General features: G+C 55.7%; 13 protein-coding genes. 5 read left to right on the top strand and 8 right to left on the bottom strand.

The genetic code is table 11. From position 1 onward, the window contains the following. Positions 1-11 precede the first annotated feature (11 nt). Positions 12-1,031 carry an AraC family transcriptional regulator gene (locus D777_RS07495; protein WP_036130182.1) on the bottom strand — a complete coding sequence of 340 codons (1,020 nt, stop codon included), beginning with the start codon at positions 1,029-1,031 and terminating at the stop codon, positions 12-14. 182 nt (positions 1,032-1,213) lie between these two features. On the opposite strand from D777_RS07495, the gene D777_RS07490 reads away from it, so the two are divergent. Beyond that, on the top strand, positions 1,214-1,810 hold the full coding sequence (locus D777_RS07490; protein WP_036130179.1) for a sterol desaturase family protein: 597 nt from the start codon (positions 1,214-1,216) through the stop codon (positions 1,808-1,810). A gap of 97 nt (positions 1,811-1,907) precedes the next feature. On the opposite strand, the gene D777_RS07485 is transcribed toward D777_RS07490, so the two are convergent. The 4 genes from D777_RS07485 to D777_RS07470 all read right to left on the bottom strand — a co-directional run bounded on the left by D777_RS07485 (position 1,908) and on the right by D777_RS07470 (position 7,555). Continuing rightward, on the bottom strand, positions 1,908-3,452 hold the full coding sequence (locus D777_RS07485) for a sensor domain-containing diguanylate cyclase (RefSeq protein ID WP_160171430.1): 1,545 nt from the start codon (positions 3,450-3,452) through the stop codon (positions 1,908-1,910). Positions 3,453-3,826: 374 nt separating this feature from the next. Beyond that, positions 3,827-4,693 (bottom strand): RNA polymerase sigma factor SigJ, encoded by an 867-nt coding sequence (sigJ, locus tag D777_RS07480; protein WP_036130174.1) that lies wholly within the window; start codon positions 4,691-4,693, stop codon positions 3,827-3,829. Next, the gene (locus D777_RS07475; RefSeq protein ID WP_036130172.1) at positions 4,680-5,885 is read right to left on the bottom strand and encodes an NAD(P)/FAD-dependent oxidoreductase; all 1,206 of its coding nucleotides are present in this window, start codon (positions 5,883-5,885) and stop codon (positions 4,680-4,682) included. Before D777_RS07475 ends, sigJ begins: the two co-directional genes overlap by 14 nt. A gap of 74 nt (positions 5,886-5,959) precedes the next feature. Then, positions 5,960-7,555: a sterol desaturase/SRPBCC family protein gene (locus D777_RS07470; RefSeq protein ID WP_036130170.1), complete on the bottom strand. Its 1,596-nt coding sequence runs from the start codon at positions 7,553-7,555 to the stop codon at positions 5,960-5,962. Between the two features lie 144 nt (positions 7,556-7,699). On the opposite strand from D777_RS07470, the gene D777_RS07465 reads away from it, so the two are divergent. Further along, positions 7,700-8,719 carry an AraC family transcriptional regulator gene (locus D777_RS07465; protein WP_036130167.1) on the top strand — a complete coding sequence of 340 codons (1,020 nt, stop codon included), beginning with the start codon at positions 7,700-7,702 and terminating at the stop codon, positions 8,717-8,719. Positions 8,720-8,803: 84 nt separating this feature from the next. Here the strand turns inward: D777_RS07465 and D777_RS07460 are convergent, their stop codons facing one another. Beyond that, the gene (locus D777_RS07460) at positions 8,804-10,720 is read right to left on the bottom strand and encodes an alpha/beta fold hydrolase (protein WP_051669003.1); all 1,917 of its coding nucleotides are present in this window, start codon (positions 10,718-10,720) and stop codon (positions 8,804-8,806) included. A gap of 333 nt (positions 10,721-11,053) precedes the next feature. Between D777_RS07460 and D777_RS07455 the strand changes: the two genes are divergently transcribed. Together D777_RS07455 and D777_RS07450 are read left to right on the top strand one after the other, a co-directional pair. Continuing rightward, entirely contained in the window at positions 11,054-12,100 is a 1,047-nt protein-coding gene (locus tag D777_RS07455) for an NAD-dependent epimerase/dehydratase family protein (protein WP_036130165.1), read from the top strand. A 16-nt stretch (positions 12,101-12,116) separates the two neighbouring features. Then, entirely contained in the window at positions 12,117-14,678 is a 2,562-nt protein-coding gene (locus D777_RS07450; protein WP_160171429.1) for an EAL domain-containing protein, read from the top strand. A 34-nt stretch (positions 14,679-14,712) separates the two neighbouring features. Here D777_RS07450 and D777_RS07445 read toward each other — a convergent pair whose 3' ends face one another. Together D777_RS07445 and mtgA are read right to left on the bottom strand one after the other, a co-directional pair. Next, positions 14,713-16,029, bottom strand: coding sequence for a methyl-accepting chemotaxis protein (locus D777_RS07445; RefSeq protein WP_036130160.1), 1,317 nt, complete (start codon positions 16,027-16,029; stop codon positions 14,713-14,715). Positions 16,030-16,097: 68 nt separating this feature from the next. After that, positions 16,098-16,781, bottom strand: coding sequence for a monofunctional biosynthetic peptidoglycan transglycosylase (mtgA, locus tag D777_RS07440; protein ID WP_036130158.1), 684 nt, complete (start codon positions 16,779-16,781; stop codon positions 16,098-16,100). A 172-nt stretch (positions 16,782-16,953) separates the two neighbouring features. On the opposite strand from mtgA, the gene D777_RS07435 reads away from it, so the two are divergent. Continuing rightward, positions 16,954-17,715, top strand: coding sequence for an SDR family NAD(P)-dependent oxidoreductase (locus tag D777_RS07435; protein WP_036130157.1), 762 nt, complete (start codon positions 16,954-16,956; stop codon positions 17,713-17,715). Positions 17,716-17,722: the final 7 nt, after the last annotated feature.

The raw sequence follows: 17,722 nt of genomic DNA, 5'->3' as shown, positions 1-17,722 counted from the left end.
GAGTGACCAGATCATCCCGAATGCACTCTGCTTCGATATTCTGAAGGTGTCTTGCCATACGTTCGGGTGAACGCGCGGGAGAAGTTGGCGGTATCGGTAAATCCAACCCGCAAGGCAATATCCGTGATGCTCAGACCGGCGTACCCCAGGTACCGCACTGCCAGCTCCATGCGACACTGATGAAGCAGGTCCCGGAAGCTGGCCCCCTCATCCCTGAGATGACGGCGCAGACTTCTTTCTGTCAGACCCAGGCCAGCAGCGATTGAGGCAAGCTTGGGCTCCTGATGCTCCAGCTGCGAAAGAAGGCTCTGCCTGACCCGGTGCGTAAAGGGGGTGCTCTGCAACGTACCGATGTAGGATTGCACGACAGACTCGTTGAACGCTAAGAGTTGCGGGTCCCCCATCAACACTCCCTGCTTTAGCTGATGGCGATTAAACCAGACACCGTTCTGGTCGGCCCCGAACACCACACGTGTGTGAAACGCATCATCCCATCGCTCGGCGTGTTTTGGCGCTGTCCGCATCAGCTCAACTCTGTCCACAAATGGCTGTTGATTGCCCAGCTGGCCAACAAAACGGGTCATGGTGGCCAGAAAACTATCCACAGCCAGGGGACTGATTTCGACCCCGGGAATCGGGTCAATGCAGAATCCGAGGCTCGATGGCGACACATCCAGGCGAATGTGAGCCGAATTACTCACCATGGCTGAGTACTCGCCAACTTTCATCACAGCCTGCTCCAGGCTCCCGGCCGTATGCATCAACATCCCCAGCGCCCGGAAATGCATGGGTTGAACATAGCGTGCCACTACCAGGCCAAAAGCCTCATCCCCCGTTGCCTCGCGGGCTTCGGCCCAGAAACGCGTCATCTCCCTGACATCCACCCGACCGTCCGGGTTATTCAGAAAGTCTGCGCGCTCCAATCCCGAGGCCGCCAGCAACGGTTCCGGCTCAATGCCCTGAGCCTCGAGAGCCCGGCAAATAGCCATGGGCCAGGCAGCGAGCGTGGTGTATTGCGCAGATGAAGTCATAGCTCTGGTCAGCGTAGTGTCCTATCGGGAGGGTATGTCCGAACTCAATATCAGGATACACCCTTTCCACAGATGGCTGTCCATTCCCGCCATCCCCGCCGGATACTGACGCAAAATAGCAACAGGATCTGCAGACGTTATGGCAAAGTGGGTATTCAGCCATAATATCAGGAGCCAGCTGTATGATCGGGTTTCCTATCGCCCTCATTTTCGCCAATGGCGTGGAATGGTATGCACATAAATATGTGCTACACGGTACGCCGCGACCCGGGAAGCCCCGTTACAGCCCGGTGCCCAAGTCCATGAAGAGCCACTGGCAGCATCATAAACTCGTCCGCACGTCAGACTACCGGGACGAGGGCTATGCGGAAGGCCTCAGTAACTGGCGGACTCGCAACGAAGTCACTTCGCTGCTGACACTCACTGCCGTGACGTCACTGGCTATGCCGGTCGCCCCGTTTTTTACCCTGGGGACCTACTACGCGGCCGGCCGCTACTTTTATGTCCACCGGCGTTCACACCTCGACCCCGAGTGGGGCAAGAAGAAGATCCCCTGGCACTACGACCACCACATGCATACCAACCAGGACGCCAACTGGTGCGTTACCCGCCCCTGGTTCGACTACATCATGGGCACCCGAATTATCTCCAACCCCGAGTTGGCGGAAACCAATCCATTGGGCCTGAGGCTCCCTGGGTTTATTGAACGTCCGCTGAACGCGGCACTTCGGATCTCGGAGCCAGCAATTGCAAAGTTTACCCACAAAAACTGTGGATAACATTGTTGGAAACGACAGGAAACCCGGTGAAAACCGCTCAACCATGCGGCTTTGAGCAAGCGAAGGAAAAATAGACAACCTTGGGAAGTCGGCCTGCTCAAACGGACGGCAAGGCGGAATCGCCTCCTTCCCCTCTCCGGAGCTGTGCACCAAACCTCACGCGATCCCGCCCTTCACCCTTGGCGCGATACAATGCATTGTCTGCAACCGACACCAGGTCCTCAAAACTGTTGCCACTCCATTCAGCGACACCAATTGAAATGGTGATGGACACACTGTCCTCGCCCACAGGTAGCCTGACATTGCGAGCACACTCCAGGAGACGCGCACCAAAGCGCATCAGGTCCACACAGTCTGAGTCCGGCACGATGATCAAGAATTCCTCACCGCCCCAACGGCCGAAGTAGTCAACGGCGCGCAGAGATCCTGAAACCTCACTGACAAACGTCTGCAGGCAGAGGTCTCCCATGGCATGCCCGTACTTGTCGTTGATGCTTTTGAAATAGTCGATATCCAGAAGGAAAACGCTGAAGGGCCTCAGATTCCTGGCGCTTCGCTTTGCCAGATCCTCTCCCAACCACCTCATATGACGTCGATTATAAATACCGGTCAGCTCATCGGTGGAGGCAAGCAGTCGTAGCTTGTCGTTGGCGTCGTTGAGCTCCTGTGTGCGCAGTTGTACCCTCTCCTCCAGAACCTGATTCAGCTCCTTCACCTCCGCAAGAGCCTTGCGAAGCATAAAAGACTTTCTCCGGTTCTGGTGCACGAACGATGCGATATAGAGCACCATTGCTGTAAACAACACCGCAAATTCCTGGGTTAGAAGCGCGCTGTGCTCAGCGGATTCATTGATAAACGGACCGTAGCCTCGTGCTGTTCCGAAGGCCACGTACAGGGCGACAGCGGCTGTCAGAAAAGATCCGGCCAAAGGCCCAAACCGAATTGCTACCCAAACCGGCGCTGCAACGACAGCCAAGGGAGTCAAGGCCAGATAGCTTTCAGAGTGCAGATCCCAGAAGAACACGGCGTAACAGGCAAGCATAGCAATGCCCCACGCAGCCAACAGCTCCAGTATACGAGACGATGCGGGAAGCAGGTGCCGGCGCCAGGATCCGGTATTAAAGACCATGTGGAGAAAAGGTGTCAGGATAATCAGCCCAGTCGCATCGCCAACCCACCACAAGCGCCAGAAGGTCAAGAACGGTGCGTCACGTTCCAACACAAACGCGTACACGGAGGCGCCACCAAGAGCCGCAGCCGGGGAGGCAATAAAAAACACAGTAACCAGAAACAGGCTCAGGTCTTTAGGTTCGTGCCAGTCCATATCTGCTTTGAGGCAATAGCGCAGAAGACTTGCGGCCAGCACGCACTCAGCGATGTTAATACTGCCAAAAAGCAAGGCCTGGGCCACAGTAAACGCCGGCACATCTGCGACAACCTCTGCGACCAATACGACGACCAGGAAGGGCCACCAATCTCTCGGAGGTCGGCTCAGAAGTGCGGCAAGTAATACTGCATTCGGAGGCCACAAAATCACAATGCCGCTCTCAAGAGCCGCAAAGTGGACGCCAACAAACGCGCCCAGATAGTAAAGCAGGCCGATCAGAAACGGAAAAAACGCGGGGTGGTGAAGTCTGTGCATGGCCAAACGCTCGTTCATCGTCCATGTACAGTGAGTCGTTGGAGGCGTTGCAATCCCGACATAGCCCCACTGCTTCTTATTATCGAAATATGCTTTTTACCTCTTACATCATGTTATCAAATGGTGCCTTCAACAACTATAAGTGTCGCCAAACTTGGCACAGATCAATAATCAACCAGTATGAATACGGCTTAACGATCGGCACTCTTTTTTCCCACAGATTCTGTGGATAACGTTGTTAGGAACAGCAGGACAGCCGGTGTAAACCTATAAGCCATGCGGCCTGCAGAGAAAGAAGGAAAAATAAACAATATGTTCAATTGGTTACCAACCGGGTTATTTTTCCTCCAAAGTGGCACCTTCCGCAGGCTACATTATTCAGACGCCAGAGCCGTTAACTTCTCCGGATTCCGTATGCTGTAGAGGCGCCAGAGCTTGCCAGACCGGAAAGAGAAAACCAGCGCTGTAACCACCCGTTGCCCGTCCAGCACCAACAGTCCCGGTTCCGAGTTGAGCAATCTTTTCTCCAACCGGACACCATCGGGCTGATTTTTCAGGAGCCGTAACAAGAAGTGCGCTACCCGCTCATTACCGAAGATCGGGCGCCTCAACGCCCTCTCCTGCCCGTTGCTGTCAGAATATACCGTCACGTCAGCAGCGAGTTTTCCTGCCAGTGCCGTAAAATCACCTGAGGCGCAGGTCGCCATGAACTCATCAAAGAGGTGCATGTCATCGCGAGTCGTGGAGGGCGTAAGGTCCACCCCCTCCATTTTACCCAGACTTCGGCGGTAGAGCTGCCGCCCTGCGGCTTCATTAATCCCAACGGTGGCAGCGATTTCCCGATAGGACCAGTCAAACGCCTTTCGCAGGATGAAAACGGCGCGCTCCCTGGGGTTAAGGCGCTCCATCATATGCAGGAAAGCCATCGTCAGGCTTTGGGACAGTAATTTTTCCTGCTCCGGGTTGTTATCCACAATGAGCGGCTCCGGCAACCAATCTCCCACATACTGCTCTCGATGCCTGTACGCCAGACGCAACTGATCCAGGGCGACCCTCATGGCAACGGAAGTTAACCAACCAGCAGGATTGGAAATGGTCGACTTTGGCTGTTGATGAAAACGCAAGTAGGTTTCCTGGACGACGTCTTCAGCCTCACTGATGGACCCCAACATCCGATAGACCATTGAAAACAGCTGGGTTCGGTGCGCCTCAAACACATCAAGATCATCACCCTGCGTCATACGGCCACTCCGTAGCGTCCAGGGCCGCAGGCTCGGGTTTCGGCCAGTAATAACAGCGTATCCCGGTTTTCAGTTCCCACTTGGGAGCGTAATACGTCAGCTTGCAGATCCACTCTTTGATTCGCACCGCCCTTCGCCCTGTGGTTATCTTTTCCCTGGGAACATCCCGCTCGTCGGTCCATTGTATGAGGGCATCTTTTCTGCCAAGGCTGACACACCTGAAAATATATCCAAATCTGAACGCCTCGGTCACTTGCCCCTGAATATGACGAACAATGTTCTCTCCTGCCTGCGCGCCCATGGGGAGCGCAAGGGCACATCCCATTCTGTAAAGGCGCTGGAGCTCCGTCGTGCGGTGACAGGCATCCCCGGCGACCCAGATGGTTTGATCCACCGACGCGCTCAAGTCGGGATAACACAGGATTCGCCCCTTCTTGTCCACCATGATTTCAGACCAGGCACTGGCCATCTTTTGACCCAGCTTTGATGCCCTGAAACCCGGGGCGACAACCGTCAGATCGGCCTCCACTCGGGAGCCATCATCAAGCTGGACCGAGTTCTCAAGCACCCTCGTCACATTGCGTTTCTCAACCAACTCAATATTCAGGCGCCGGCAAGCTGACCAAAGGTACTCCCGACCCGGCACGCTGAAATCCTTAAACAGGGTTCCCGACGATATCAATGTGATGTTCAGGGACGGGAATGTCTCGGCAAGCTCGGTTGCGCTCTCAAGGTTGGTGAGGCCAGCACCGATAAACACCAGTTTTCCTTGAACGTTATTCAAATTGCGGAGCTTGCCGGATAGCTCTGCATTCGCCGCCTGGCGCCCAATCGACACCGCGAATTCCGACGCACCGGGGATCGCACTCTGATCGACCTCACTCCCCAAAGCGAAGAGAAGATAGTCGTAGGTGTAGCAGCCCGATTCGGTGATCACCTGCTTTGACTGCGGGTCGATATCACACACCCGGTCGACAACCATTCGGACACTCTTGCCGGGCAACCAATCGCTGTACTTTGGCGACTTTACGGAGCGTCCGGCGAGGACTTCGTGCATCCTGATACGCTGCTCGAAACGTGGACTGCTATCGATGATAGTAACGTTAGCCAATTGACTGCGAAGCACTCTGCTCGCGGCCATGAGGCCGGCATAACCGGCACCGAGGATAAGAACTTCCGGGCGTGAACGCATGTACCTGCTCCTTGACGAGTTGTCTTTGCAAGTACTGACGTTCAGGAAATCGCTTTTGTGACAGAGCGGCCTTGTTAGCCTTCAATCGCTTGCTTTAATCGTTCCATCCCCCGGTCGGACTTCTCTTCCATAATCTTCCGGAAGTGAAGCGCATTAGCCACCACCATCGGGAAATCCGGCATCGTGTAGGTCAGGGAGCGCTCAAACTGACTGTCCTCGCTGCCCCGTTCTTCCACACGATAGGTCAGCAGGATCTCAATATTCTTGTCCAGGTTCCTTCCCCGTGCCGTCCAGGAACGTCCCGGCGTGCTCTCAACCACGTCCCAGACGACCCGGTTGCGGCCCAATGGCGTCTCGATGACCTCGTCAAACCGGTCGCCCAGCGTCAAGGCGCCGCTCGGTGCATTAATCTCGATAGATTGCGGGTGCCACTCCGGCCACAGGGACACCGAGCTGGCGTAGCGGAGAGATTCCTGCGCAGAACGCTCAACCGAAATGGAGTCGACCACGGTTGTCGGCACCGGCGTGGTCCATAACGTGATACCGAACCAGAGCATCAGTGGAAAACGCAGGAACTCCATCCAGCGATAACGGGTCCGGTTCTCCAGCAGATCGCTGGCGACAACCAGCCCGGAGATCACCAGCAGCACCCCGGCGGCGAGTTGCATAGCGGAGAGCTGTGGCGAGAGGAAGATAAACATGGTGCAGACTACAAAGGTCAGCGCCATGGATACCGCCACATACAGTTTTTTCCCGATCGTGGTTTGCGGATCGTACTTGGGCCGGTCCGCACAGCCGTCTTTCTGCATTCCCGGGTGTCCGTGGTTCACGGCGACGCAGTCAGCGGGACGCCAGCCCGTGGGTCTCACCCAGAGCGACAATTTATCCTGCCAACGGGCCGTTCTGATGGTGTCCTGAGCCAGCATCTTCCAGTGCTGAAGGTTCGCAGCCACAGGGTTCAGAGTATCCAGCGGACGGGTTGTTCCGTAGTGACAGGGTTCCTCTGCCAACTCCGGCTGCCAGGTGCCGAACAAGCGATCCCAAATCACCAACGTGCCGCCAAAGTTGCGGTCGATATAGAGAGGATTCTTGGCATGATGTACACGGTGGCTTGATGGTGTCGACATCACCCCTTCAAACAACGGAATTCGCTGTATTGATTGGGTATGCAGCCAGAACTGGTACATTTTCAACACCACAAACTGGACGACGAACACCACCGGCGGGCACCCGAGTATCGCCAATGGTAAATAGAACACCCACGAAAAAGCGTACTGGAACGCGCTCTGGCGGAGGGCGGTGGTGAAGTTGTATTCCTCGCCCTGATGGTGGCCAACATGAGCGCCCCAGAGAACGTTCACCTGATGGGCAACGCGATGGAACCAGTAGTAACAGAAGTCGACGCCCAGAAAAAACACTACCCACGTCAGTGCACTGCCAGCGTCGAACTCAAACACTCGATGGTTTTGCCACAGCCAGATGAATACCGCGAAGGTATAGGCTTTCAACAAGGCATCGGAAATCAGCAGCAACAGCCCCATCGACAGACTGTTCACGCTGTCATTGAATCGATGCAACTTGCGCCCCAGCAGGCGCAGCGCCACATATTCAACCAGCATCAGAACCATGAACAGCGGAATCGCAAGGCCGTTAATATTGTAGTCGCTCATTGTTTTGTCCCGGCAGCGATGAATCTTACTACCCGATTGTCAGTCGTCCGCGGCCAAAAGGCAGTGACAGACCACGACGATTAGTGGCATTTTGCGACAATTTATCTGCTAATCTATATTCGCAAAATGCATCCCGGGGCACCTATGGACCACTTATCGATTGCCAACGTCTGGGTCAATTCGCTACTGCGCTCATTTGAAAGGCATGGGCTTGATACCGCGAAACTGGCCTCTGAGCTGCCCGGCTTCGTCCCGGGGCAAACGGACCATATCGGGCGGCTTGACCTGGTTTCCGCCCGCAGGCTCTGGCACAAGGCCGCAGCGCTGTCCGACGATCCTTTACTTGGCGTGCGCATCGGGTTGAGCCAGGACTACCGCAGTATCGGGGTTCTGGCACCGCTGCTCTGGCACTGCCCTTCGGTCAGCCTGGCACTGAAACACGTGGCAACCTTCCAGACGCTGATCAGTGAGAACGGGGTATTCCGCTACGGGATGCAACCGGGGGAAAAGACGCTACGTTGCCTCTATGAAGAAACCCCGGCCGCACTGGATGCCAGCCCGCAGCAGATCCTGTCGGTTATCGCAGGAACCATTCGCTACATTCGGGAGCTCTTCGACCAGCGCGTCGAGGTTCGGAGTCTGGTTGTGCCGGCCCACTTGGCTCTGGACCGCAAGGGATTGTCATCGCTCCTGAACCTGCCGCTCGTCGCAGAGGGTGATCGGTTCGGCTTCGAACTCGACACCGACAATTTCAACGTACCGATCACGGGGTGCGACCCGACGCTTTATCAGCTCAGTCTCGATTACGCCCATCAGCTTCTCAATGCGAAGCAGAAGGGCTCTGAATTGCTGATGAATATCCGGGGATTTATCGCCAACCACGGTCTGGCCCAGGCCAGCGTGACTCAGTGCGCTCACTCAATGCAGACGAATGCACGTAACCTGCAGCGAAAGCTGGCCCGCCAGGGCACAAGCTTTCGCCAGCTTAAAGAGGAAGTTCTGAAAGAAATCGCCATCCGGGAGCTCAACCGTGGCAGCTCCATCGCCACGATTGCCGAGCTACTCGGGTATTCCGAAACCGGGGCTTTTCACCGCGCCTTCCGTGGCTGGTTCGGAGGATCGCCGGGGCATCTCCGGGAAGAGCCGTTTTTCACTCCCCGATAGATGCCAGCACGGCCAATGGCTGTGCCAATGGCGATCAAGAGCGTCAGTAGCAACGACACTGGAAGAAAGCATCAGGGTACTGGGTTAGAGGGAGCCTCCCAGGACAGGAAGTTGCACCGTGCCCTCGATGTTCACAAAGGGCACCAAAGCATCCCGGGACCAACTCGCCGGGTACTGCGGGTGGAAGCCATAGACAAGCAGTGCCAGCTCGTCACCTGGCATAAGAGCCTCAGCAATGCCTACCAATTCTACGACCTCCTGATCTTTCAGGCCCCGAACAGGTTTGATCTGATCATCGATCAGCTGCCATCGGCTCTCACCAGCCGGACGCTTGCCCAACCCGACGAATACAATCGGGTCACAACCGGCGGCATATGGATCGAGCTCCACCTCACAGGTCGTACGCCCCAACAGATCAGAGACGGACAGTGTGGCTGTCGGAATACCTCCAATGATGAGCCCGCTTGCGCCGGCCTCCCCCAGGGGTAGCGCTGCCGGAGGCTGCGTCGCGGTCGCAACCGCTTCGTACCCGGAAGCCACCGGCAGGTCGGTTGCGACTGAACGCTCCACAACCTGTGCGCCGTCCAGGGCCTCGCCACTCAGTGGAGGTGCGGGAAACTCATCCATCGGAACACGGATGGACTGGCCATCGTCCAGCGACAGACAGACTTCTGAGTCGGTTCCGTCAAAATAGCTGGCCAAGGGTTTACCCTGCAGATGATGCTCAAGCCAGTTCAGGGTGGCATCGGAAATCGAAATATCGCCACAGGCAAACTGGCCGGCCGCGGCCTGGAAGCCAGGTAGTTCCAGCAAATCGGCGGTCGGATCAAGATACTCTGCAGGCTGCAACTCATCGGGAGCTTCAAGCGGCAGTATGTGGCCCGTTTGGTGAGTCAACAGACGTACGTCGCCACCACGACTCTTGAGACACTCGAAGTTGCGCCACGCTTCGTTAAAGTTAAACAGGGTGTCCTTCATACCCTGGGTGAGAAGAACATCTACTGCCGGGTAAGCCGTCGGCTCCACATCAAAAGCCGGTGGATTGATCTGGTAACTCAGCAAGTCCGTCGATTCCTGCACCGAGACCGGTTCACCCTCGCAGCGGTACGCCGGGCTATGGTAGTAGAAGAAATCCAGTCCAGCTTCAGGGAAGCGATTCAGCGTCGCGCCCTGTGCCAGGATCTCGCGAATAATGGGATCCAGACCGCCATTGCCGTTCGGGGTGGACCCGGCTTCACCACCGGCGACCAGAACCAGATCCCAACCGGTTTTGATGACATTACCTGGGTTCAGGCTGTTGCGCAGATCATACCAGGTAATGTCGGGAACGATCGCATCAAGACGTTGCCGGGGGTCCTGTCCATGCAGCAGCAGCTGAAAGCCGCCTCCGTAGCTTCCTCCAATCGCGCCAACAACAGGGTTCGGGTTCAAGCCCGCCGGCAGCTGGGGCTCATTCCGGTAACGCAGGTACTTCAGATTCTCTTCTGCCCAGTCAAGGATCTGAATCAGATCCTGTCCTTCAAACTCAGGATCCATCACACGAACGGTTCCCGTGCTCTCGCCGAAGCCGCGCTGATCAATTGAGATAACAGCAAATCCCGCCTTGCGATAATTCTCAAAGCCGTCAACGCTGCGAGATCCACCGAAACCGTGCCCATGCAAAACCAGGGGATGTCCCTTGGAGCAATCGATGCCTCCAATTGGCTCAAGAACCTGGAAAGCAATGGTCTCTCCACTCGCGGAGGTCAGCATGACCGGATAGCTCCGCCCCCCGTCAAGAGGCGTGTCCTCGGAACAGGAGACCGGCGGCGGCACTTCGCACGCTGGCGGATTACCCCCACCAGGATTGTCACACGCCTGCGGCGGCGCAGAATTGGCACTGACAGCCTGATCGGAGGCTTTCTGCTCGGATGAGGTTTCAACACACCCCACCGCTGCGAGGGCAATGGTAAAGGCAGCTAAATGATGGGGACGGACCTTCGGCCGCATGCTTTGAGGCATCTGCTTTTCTCCTTGTTGTTTGAATCAGAAACCGTTGGGAGAAAACGAGAGCGCTCAATTTATGTTCCATTGAAGAGCATCAAAGGCCTGAAAGGACAAAGACATGGGCTAGCGGTATCAAAAAGCGACGTGCTGTCGATGGCGGAATCCATTGACTTGGTCCAGACTGTTTCAGGTAAAAGGGCAAGCGCAAGGAGGCTAAAGCTGTTATATTTCAATGCGGTAGACGTTTCCGACGTCCACATTCATGGCAATGACCGGAGTCCCGCTGCCCTGGACCCCAGGTCGCGTCTTGCCGTAACGCTTATTTATGGACGCTTACCTAACTATAAAATGAACGGATCTCATACATCTTCTTCGTCGTGGCAACAGCTCAAAACCAAATACAAGCGCTCACTCTGGAAAAGCAGCCGTCGCCTGGCGGTTCTGCTTGCCAACACCTACTTGCGCCCACTCGTTAACGCCTGGGCCAAACCTGAGTTCCTGTTTGCGGTCTATGGTAATGAACAGCAGGTCGGCGCCTATTTCACGCCCTGGATGGCCAAACGACTGCCGCCAAATGTTGTTCTCGGATTCATCCGCAATGGCGCAATGCGGGGGCTGCTAATAGCACCGCAGTTTTTCGAGCATGAACTCCAGAATGATACCGGGAAAGTCCGGAGCTACATCAACCAGCTCCAGAAGGACTACCCCGGGATCAAACGGATCGCCCTGGTGGGACGTCTGCCAAACTTTGTAAAGAAGGCAGGAATGGAGATTCGCGAACCACTGGTCGATGGAAGCCTTGGCACGCGCTACATGATTTGGGACATCGCTCGCCAGATGGCTGAACGCCCACAATACAGCCAGCAGAAAAGCATTGTTGTGCTTGGAGGCGCGGGACGGATCGGAAACGCGGTTTGCCAGGACTTAGCCAGCCAGTTCGGGAGGGTCATCGGGCTCGACCCGCGATACCAGGAAGACGAGGAAATCAAAACCCCGCAGGGTTCCATCCTGCGCACGTCCAATCTCGATTACCTCAACGACGAAAAGCTTTTTATAGCATTGACCCACCACGGCGATGCGGTATTGGATTTCCACCAGCACATTCCCGCCGGTTCCCTGATTGCCGACGACACTCACCCCTGTATATCGTATCAGGCGAGGGCGATCCTGAAACGGCATCAGATCAGTGTCGAAAAGGTTGTCTTGTCCCACGATGACTTCATGATGCGCCCCCGAATGCCAGACTGGAATAGCAAGGATATTCCCGGGTGCCTGGTAGAGGCTCTGGTCCTGCTGCAAGACGGTGAGCTGGCAGACAGCGAGTTTGCGGAGTTTTGCCGCGAGGCTGAATCACTTGGCTTTTCCGGCCGCCTGATCAAACCGTTGGACGAGTAAGATGCTGGCAGGGCGTATGGCAACATTCAGATCCTGGGCTCTGGGAGCAGCGATTCTCACTCTCCTTTACGCCTTGTATGCCAGCGCGGATATGCGAGAGGTTGACACGGCAACAGGCCGTGTCGATCTGAACAGCGATATTGAATACCTCGTGGACAACGAGGATCTGAGTCTGTCACAGGTTCGGGAAAGAGGACGGTGGCAGAAAAATACCGAAGGCAGCATTCTCAATCTCGGGTTTACCGACGTTACCGCATGGGTAAGAGTGATACTTCAGATCCGGCAACCCCTGGATGGGCAATGGTACCTTTCTATTCCCTACCCTCTTCTGGAAGAGGTCGACGTTTACCTGTTCCGAGACGGCCAATCTGTGCCGTTCTATCAAGTCAGCCGGCAGACGATCGAAAAACAGCGCAAGCAACCCCGGAGCTATAAGATCGCTCTGCCCCTGCCCGAGAACTTAAACGGCGAAGTAGAGCTTGTTCTTCGTGCCCGTTCGGCAACCTCCATGCAGATCCCTGTTGAATTGCAGCGAGAGGACCAGTTGCTGAATCATTTCGCCATGGAGAGTGTCTACTGGGGAGTTTACTTCGGCATTCTTTGTGCACTGGTGATCTACAACCTGTTCCTGTTCTTCTCACTCAGGGACCTCGCTTACATTCACTACGTGCTCTACCTGGCTTCTATCAGCCTGCTGATGTTAAGCCTCTCGGGGCTTGGCAATGCGTGGCTATGGGCGGGCGAACCGCTCCTCACGCGCTACCTGGTCCCAGTGGGCACCGCCTTGGTTTCATTCTGTGCCCTGCTCTTTGCCCACAGCTTTCTTGAGTGGCGCGAGATTTCACCGCGCTGGGAGATCAGCATGAAGGTCGCGGCGGGGCTCGCCGGCGTTCTGCTAATAGTGACCTGGGTCGATCCATTACACGGAGCGCTGTTCGCAGGTTTGCTTGGCTCTCTGGTCATCGTGCTACTCATTGCGGTGGGCATCGCCGGCTTGCGCGCAGGTGTCACCATCGCACGTTACTTTGTCCTCGCCTGGACCAGTTTCGCCGCGGGTACATCTATCTATCTCCTGAGCGTATTCAGTATTGTCCCGGTAGGCTTTGTGGCCAACCATGCGATGCAGGCAGGCTCAGCGGCCGAAGTCCTTCTGCTGTCCTTTGCGCTTGCTCACCGAATCAAAGACGAACGCGCCAGAAAACTTTCTGCCATGCGTAAGCAGCAGCTGGCAGAACGACAGGTTCAGGATCTGGAAATGCAGAGCCTGGAACAAGCCATGCACGACTCCATCACCAAACTGCCCAACACCTCACTACTCAACCAACGTTTACAGAGTCAGTTGGGCAAAGACGACCGACTGGCATTAGTACTGGTTGAGTATCCCCAAGTGCGGGAAATCGCGTCCAGTATGGGCCACAACCTGGCAGAGGAAATGTTCTGCCAGTTGGCTAGAAAACTGAATCATACGCTGGCCGGACTTTCGGGCCCGGTTTGCCTCGAACAGAGGTTGCCGGCTTACATCGCGATTCCGGAGTTTGGCTCAGCGGTTTTTGTACTCAACCTGAGCAAACTGGTAGGGCCTCTGGAGCCATTTGTTGAGCAGGTTGTCGGATACCACGAGGTTGCCCTGCACTCGGTGAGACTGCCTGTTTTCATGAACCTGCACTGCGGCGTAGCAATCTCGCCAGACCATGGCAACACCACCGAGATACTGTACCAGCACGCATCCGCCGCAAAGGATCGCAGCCAAACAAGCAAGACGCCGGTTCAGATCTATAACGAGGGAATTTCCGATTTCGCCCGGCGCCGTCTCGACCTTCTGACGGCGTTACCCTCCGCGATTGACGCCGGAGAAATCGAGCTTTATCTGCAACCCCAGATGAACAGAACCGGGCAGGAACTGGTGGGTTTTGAAGTCCTTCTGCGCTGGCACAGCCCACAGTTTGGCACCGTGCCACCCTGGGAGGTCATTGAAATTGCAGAAAACGCAGGCCTGATGGACATGCTCTCCCGATACGTTGTCGATCAGGCCTGCAAGGTCATGCAGACTCTGCGTGAACGCGAGCTTGACCTCACCTGCAGCATCAATCTCTCGGTGCAGAACCTCACCAACAGCCACTTTGTCCCAAGTGCCCTGGCTGGCATAAGAGAGCATGGAATCCCCATGGATCGGATCATCTTCGAGGTCACGGAAACGTCCATGATGCACAACATGGAGGCGGTTATTGGTTCACTGCTCAGAATCGCCGACAGTGGCTGCAAGATCGCCCTTGATGACTTCGGCACCGGTTATTCTTCACTCGCCTATCTGAGCCGTCTGCCCATCCACGAGCTGAAAATCGACCGCTGTTTTATCAGCCAGATGTGCTCCAGCCGCAACGATCTGGGCATCGTACAAAGCACTCTGAAACTTGCCGAGAGCCTCAGCCTCGAAACGGTCGCGGAAGGCGTTGAAGATCGGCAAACCATGGAAGCACTCAACGACCTGGGCTGTGACCGCCTGCAAGGCTACCTGTTTGCGAAACCCATGCCGCTCGAGGCATTCTGTGCCTGGGCACAGGAGCTCAGCGCCAACTAGGATTGGCCGAGCCGGTTAGCCAATCCACGCTACGTCACTTCACCAACCTATTAGCAAACTGCGATACCGCATCAACCACCTGACGGGCGGCATCCTGTATCTCATTGATCACGCCCCGTGATTCGTTGACCAGCCCGGTCACTTCCTCCGCTCTAGCCTTGCCGGATTCGATAATATCGACAGCAGCCTTGGTCAGTTCCTGGTTTTTACTGACAACACCCACAATTTCATCGGTGGCTTCCGACGTGCGCGATGCGAGCTGACGGACCTCATCTGCGACGACAGCGAACCCTCGCCCCTGTTCGCCCGCGCGAGCAGCCTCGATGGCCGCATTGAGCGCCAGCAGGTTGGTTTGTTCCGCGATACCGCTAATGCTCTCGATGATCGTGTTGATCGTCTGCGACTGCTGGTCCAGGTTGCCAATGCTGGCCACCGCCTCCGTCATCTGAGCCGCCAACTGGTGCATAACCTCAGCCGTATTATCCATCACGGCTATACCGCGCTTGGCGCTGGCATCGGTCGCTGTTGAGGTTTCATAGGCAACCCTGGCGGCGTTTGCGACATCCTGCTCCTGCTTGACCTGATCGGTGATCACGGTGGCAAATTTCACGACCTTGTATAATTCATCGTGGGTGTTCTTCAGCGGATTGTAGGAGGCTTCGAGCCATACCTCGTTCCCATTTTTGTCAACGCGGCGAAAACGATCAGCTACGAAATCGCCCCCTCTCAATCGATCCCAGAAGCGTTCATAATCCGGTGAGTTGGCGATATCCGGCGGGCAAAACATCCGGTGGTGTTTTCCTTTGATTTCATCCAGGGAATAGCCCATGGAATTCAGGAACAACTCATTCGCCTGAAGAACGTTGCCCTGAAGATCAAATTCGATAACCGCCATGGATCGTTGCATTGCCGCTATCTGGTTCTCATGTTCCTTTGCGGTCTCGATAATCTCGGTAAGATTGTTGGCATAGATTGTGAAATGGTCCAGATCGCCGTGAATATTTCTGATCGGGCAGACCGCGCCTCGAAGCCACATGGTTTCGCCCTTCAGATCCTGAATCTCCCAGTGCCCGATCCAAAACCGCTCCTCGCGAAGGGCAGATGTCATGGGTTCTGTTCTTGCCCCGCTTTGAAGCTGGGGGGGGAGCAGATCACGGACGTGCTTACCGACCAGGTCCTGCTCATTGCATTCAAACTCGGAGATACAGACTTTGTTGCAGGCAGTGATGATACCTGCGCTATCCAGATCCATCTCCATCAGTTCCAGCCCCACGTCCTCGAGGAACTGCTGAACCATGTAGAGTTCTTCTTTCAGATGAGCATTTTCCTGGCGCAGTTTATTCCCGAACATGAAAGCGATCCTTCAATGGCCAACGTACTTAGTCTGTTTCCAGATTAGTCTATCGGCAGAAACCGGATTCACTTTATTTGCTGCGGCAACCTCGGCATCTGATTGCGTATCCAGGACACTCTTTGCTGAACGTAGGCAGAGGGCATGCCCGCGTCCAGCACCTTGGGGTTGGGCAGAACAGCTGCCAGAAGGGCAGACTGATAGTCATTCAGAAGCCGGGCCGACCGACCAAAAAACGCCTGACTGGCCGCCTCGACACCATAAATCCCCGGACCGAATTCGGCGATATTAAGGTAAACCTCCAGTATCCGCTCCTTTGGCCACAAAAGCTCCATTCCAAGCGCCAGGGCGGCCTCAATCAACTTGCGAATGAAACTCCGCCCGTTCCAGAGAAACAGATTCTTCGCGGTTTGCTGAGTGATGGTGCTGGCCCCGCGAAGCCCGTCACCGGCCGAGTACTCGGAAAGCGCCTTGCGAATCGCCACAAAGTCCACGCCCCAGTGCTCGGGAAAGCGCTGATCCTCGCTGGCCATCACCGCCAACGGCATCCACGGGGATACCTCATCCAGAGCCACCCAGCTCTGCTGTAATCGCTGATCAGGATACTCAACCTGGTGAGCCAGCATAAACGCTGAGGTCGGCGGGTTCACGAATCGAAACAGGAGAACGATCAGCAGCATAAACGCGATCACGGCGGCCACCAACCGCGTCATAAGGCGCAATATTTTTTGGGGGAATGACTTCTTAGCCATTATTTTTTCAACTCTGAAAGGGACATGGTGTATTGGCGAGCATGTTACCGAAGATGCCAGGTTTCGTCGGTTACGAAACGGAGAACTAAAAATAAGTAACCATAGGTTATTTACACGAGAGGCAGCGGTACGTATATTAAATAACCTACGTTCACTTAACTTGGAGAGCACCATGAACTATGTAATGATCACAGGAGCCAGCGCCGGCATTGGTGAAGAGTTTGCGCGCGCACTCGCGGCTGAAAAACAGAACCTGATCCTTGTCGCTCGGCGGGAAGAGCGCCTGTCTGCACTCGCCCGTGAACTCTCCGGCGCTCACGGTATAACGGTCGAAGTTCTGGCCGCCGATCTGGCAACAGCGGACGGTACCGACCAGATCGCCAAAGCTGTTGAGGCTTCAGGCTGGACACTGAAAGGGTTGGTGAATAATGCCGGCTTCGGCGACCGTGGCGCCTTCACAGAGCTGTCACTGGAACGCCAGCTCAACATGATCCAGGTGAACGTGACGTCGCTGGTCGCACTGACCTGGAAGCTGATGGGTAATCTTAAGGCGTCTCAGGAGGGCTTTATCATCAATGTCGCGTCTACTGCGGCTTTCCAAGGCGGCCCCAACATGGCGGTTTACTATGCCAGCAAAGCCTTCGTCCTGTCTTTTACGGAAGCACTTCATGAAGAGCTTCGCGATACTAATATCAAGGTGAGCACGCTTTGCCCCGGCCCCACAGCGTCCGAGTTCGCCACCGAAGCCAACATTGCGGAAACAAAACTCTTCAAGGCCGGCGCGATGACCACCCAAGCCGTTGTTCGGGCTTCTCTCGCCAAACGGCGTAAAGCCATCGTCATCCCTGGACTGACCAACAAGTTGACGGTATGGTTCGGCAAACTTTCACCTCGACTCATGACACGTCGCCTGGCCGGCTGGCTACAGGCTTAAGGGAACA

The sequence above is a fragment of the Marinobacter nitratireducens genome, assembly GCF_000708045.1.
Lineage (GTDB): Bacteria > Pseudomonadota > Gammaproteobacteria > Pseudomonadales > Oleiphilaceae > Marinobacter > Marinobacter nitratireducens.
This window is presented reverse-complemented; position numbering and strand designations above follow the sequence as displayed.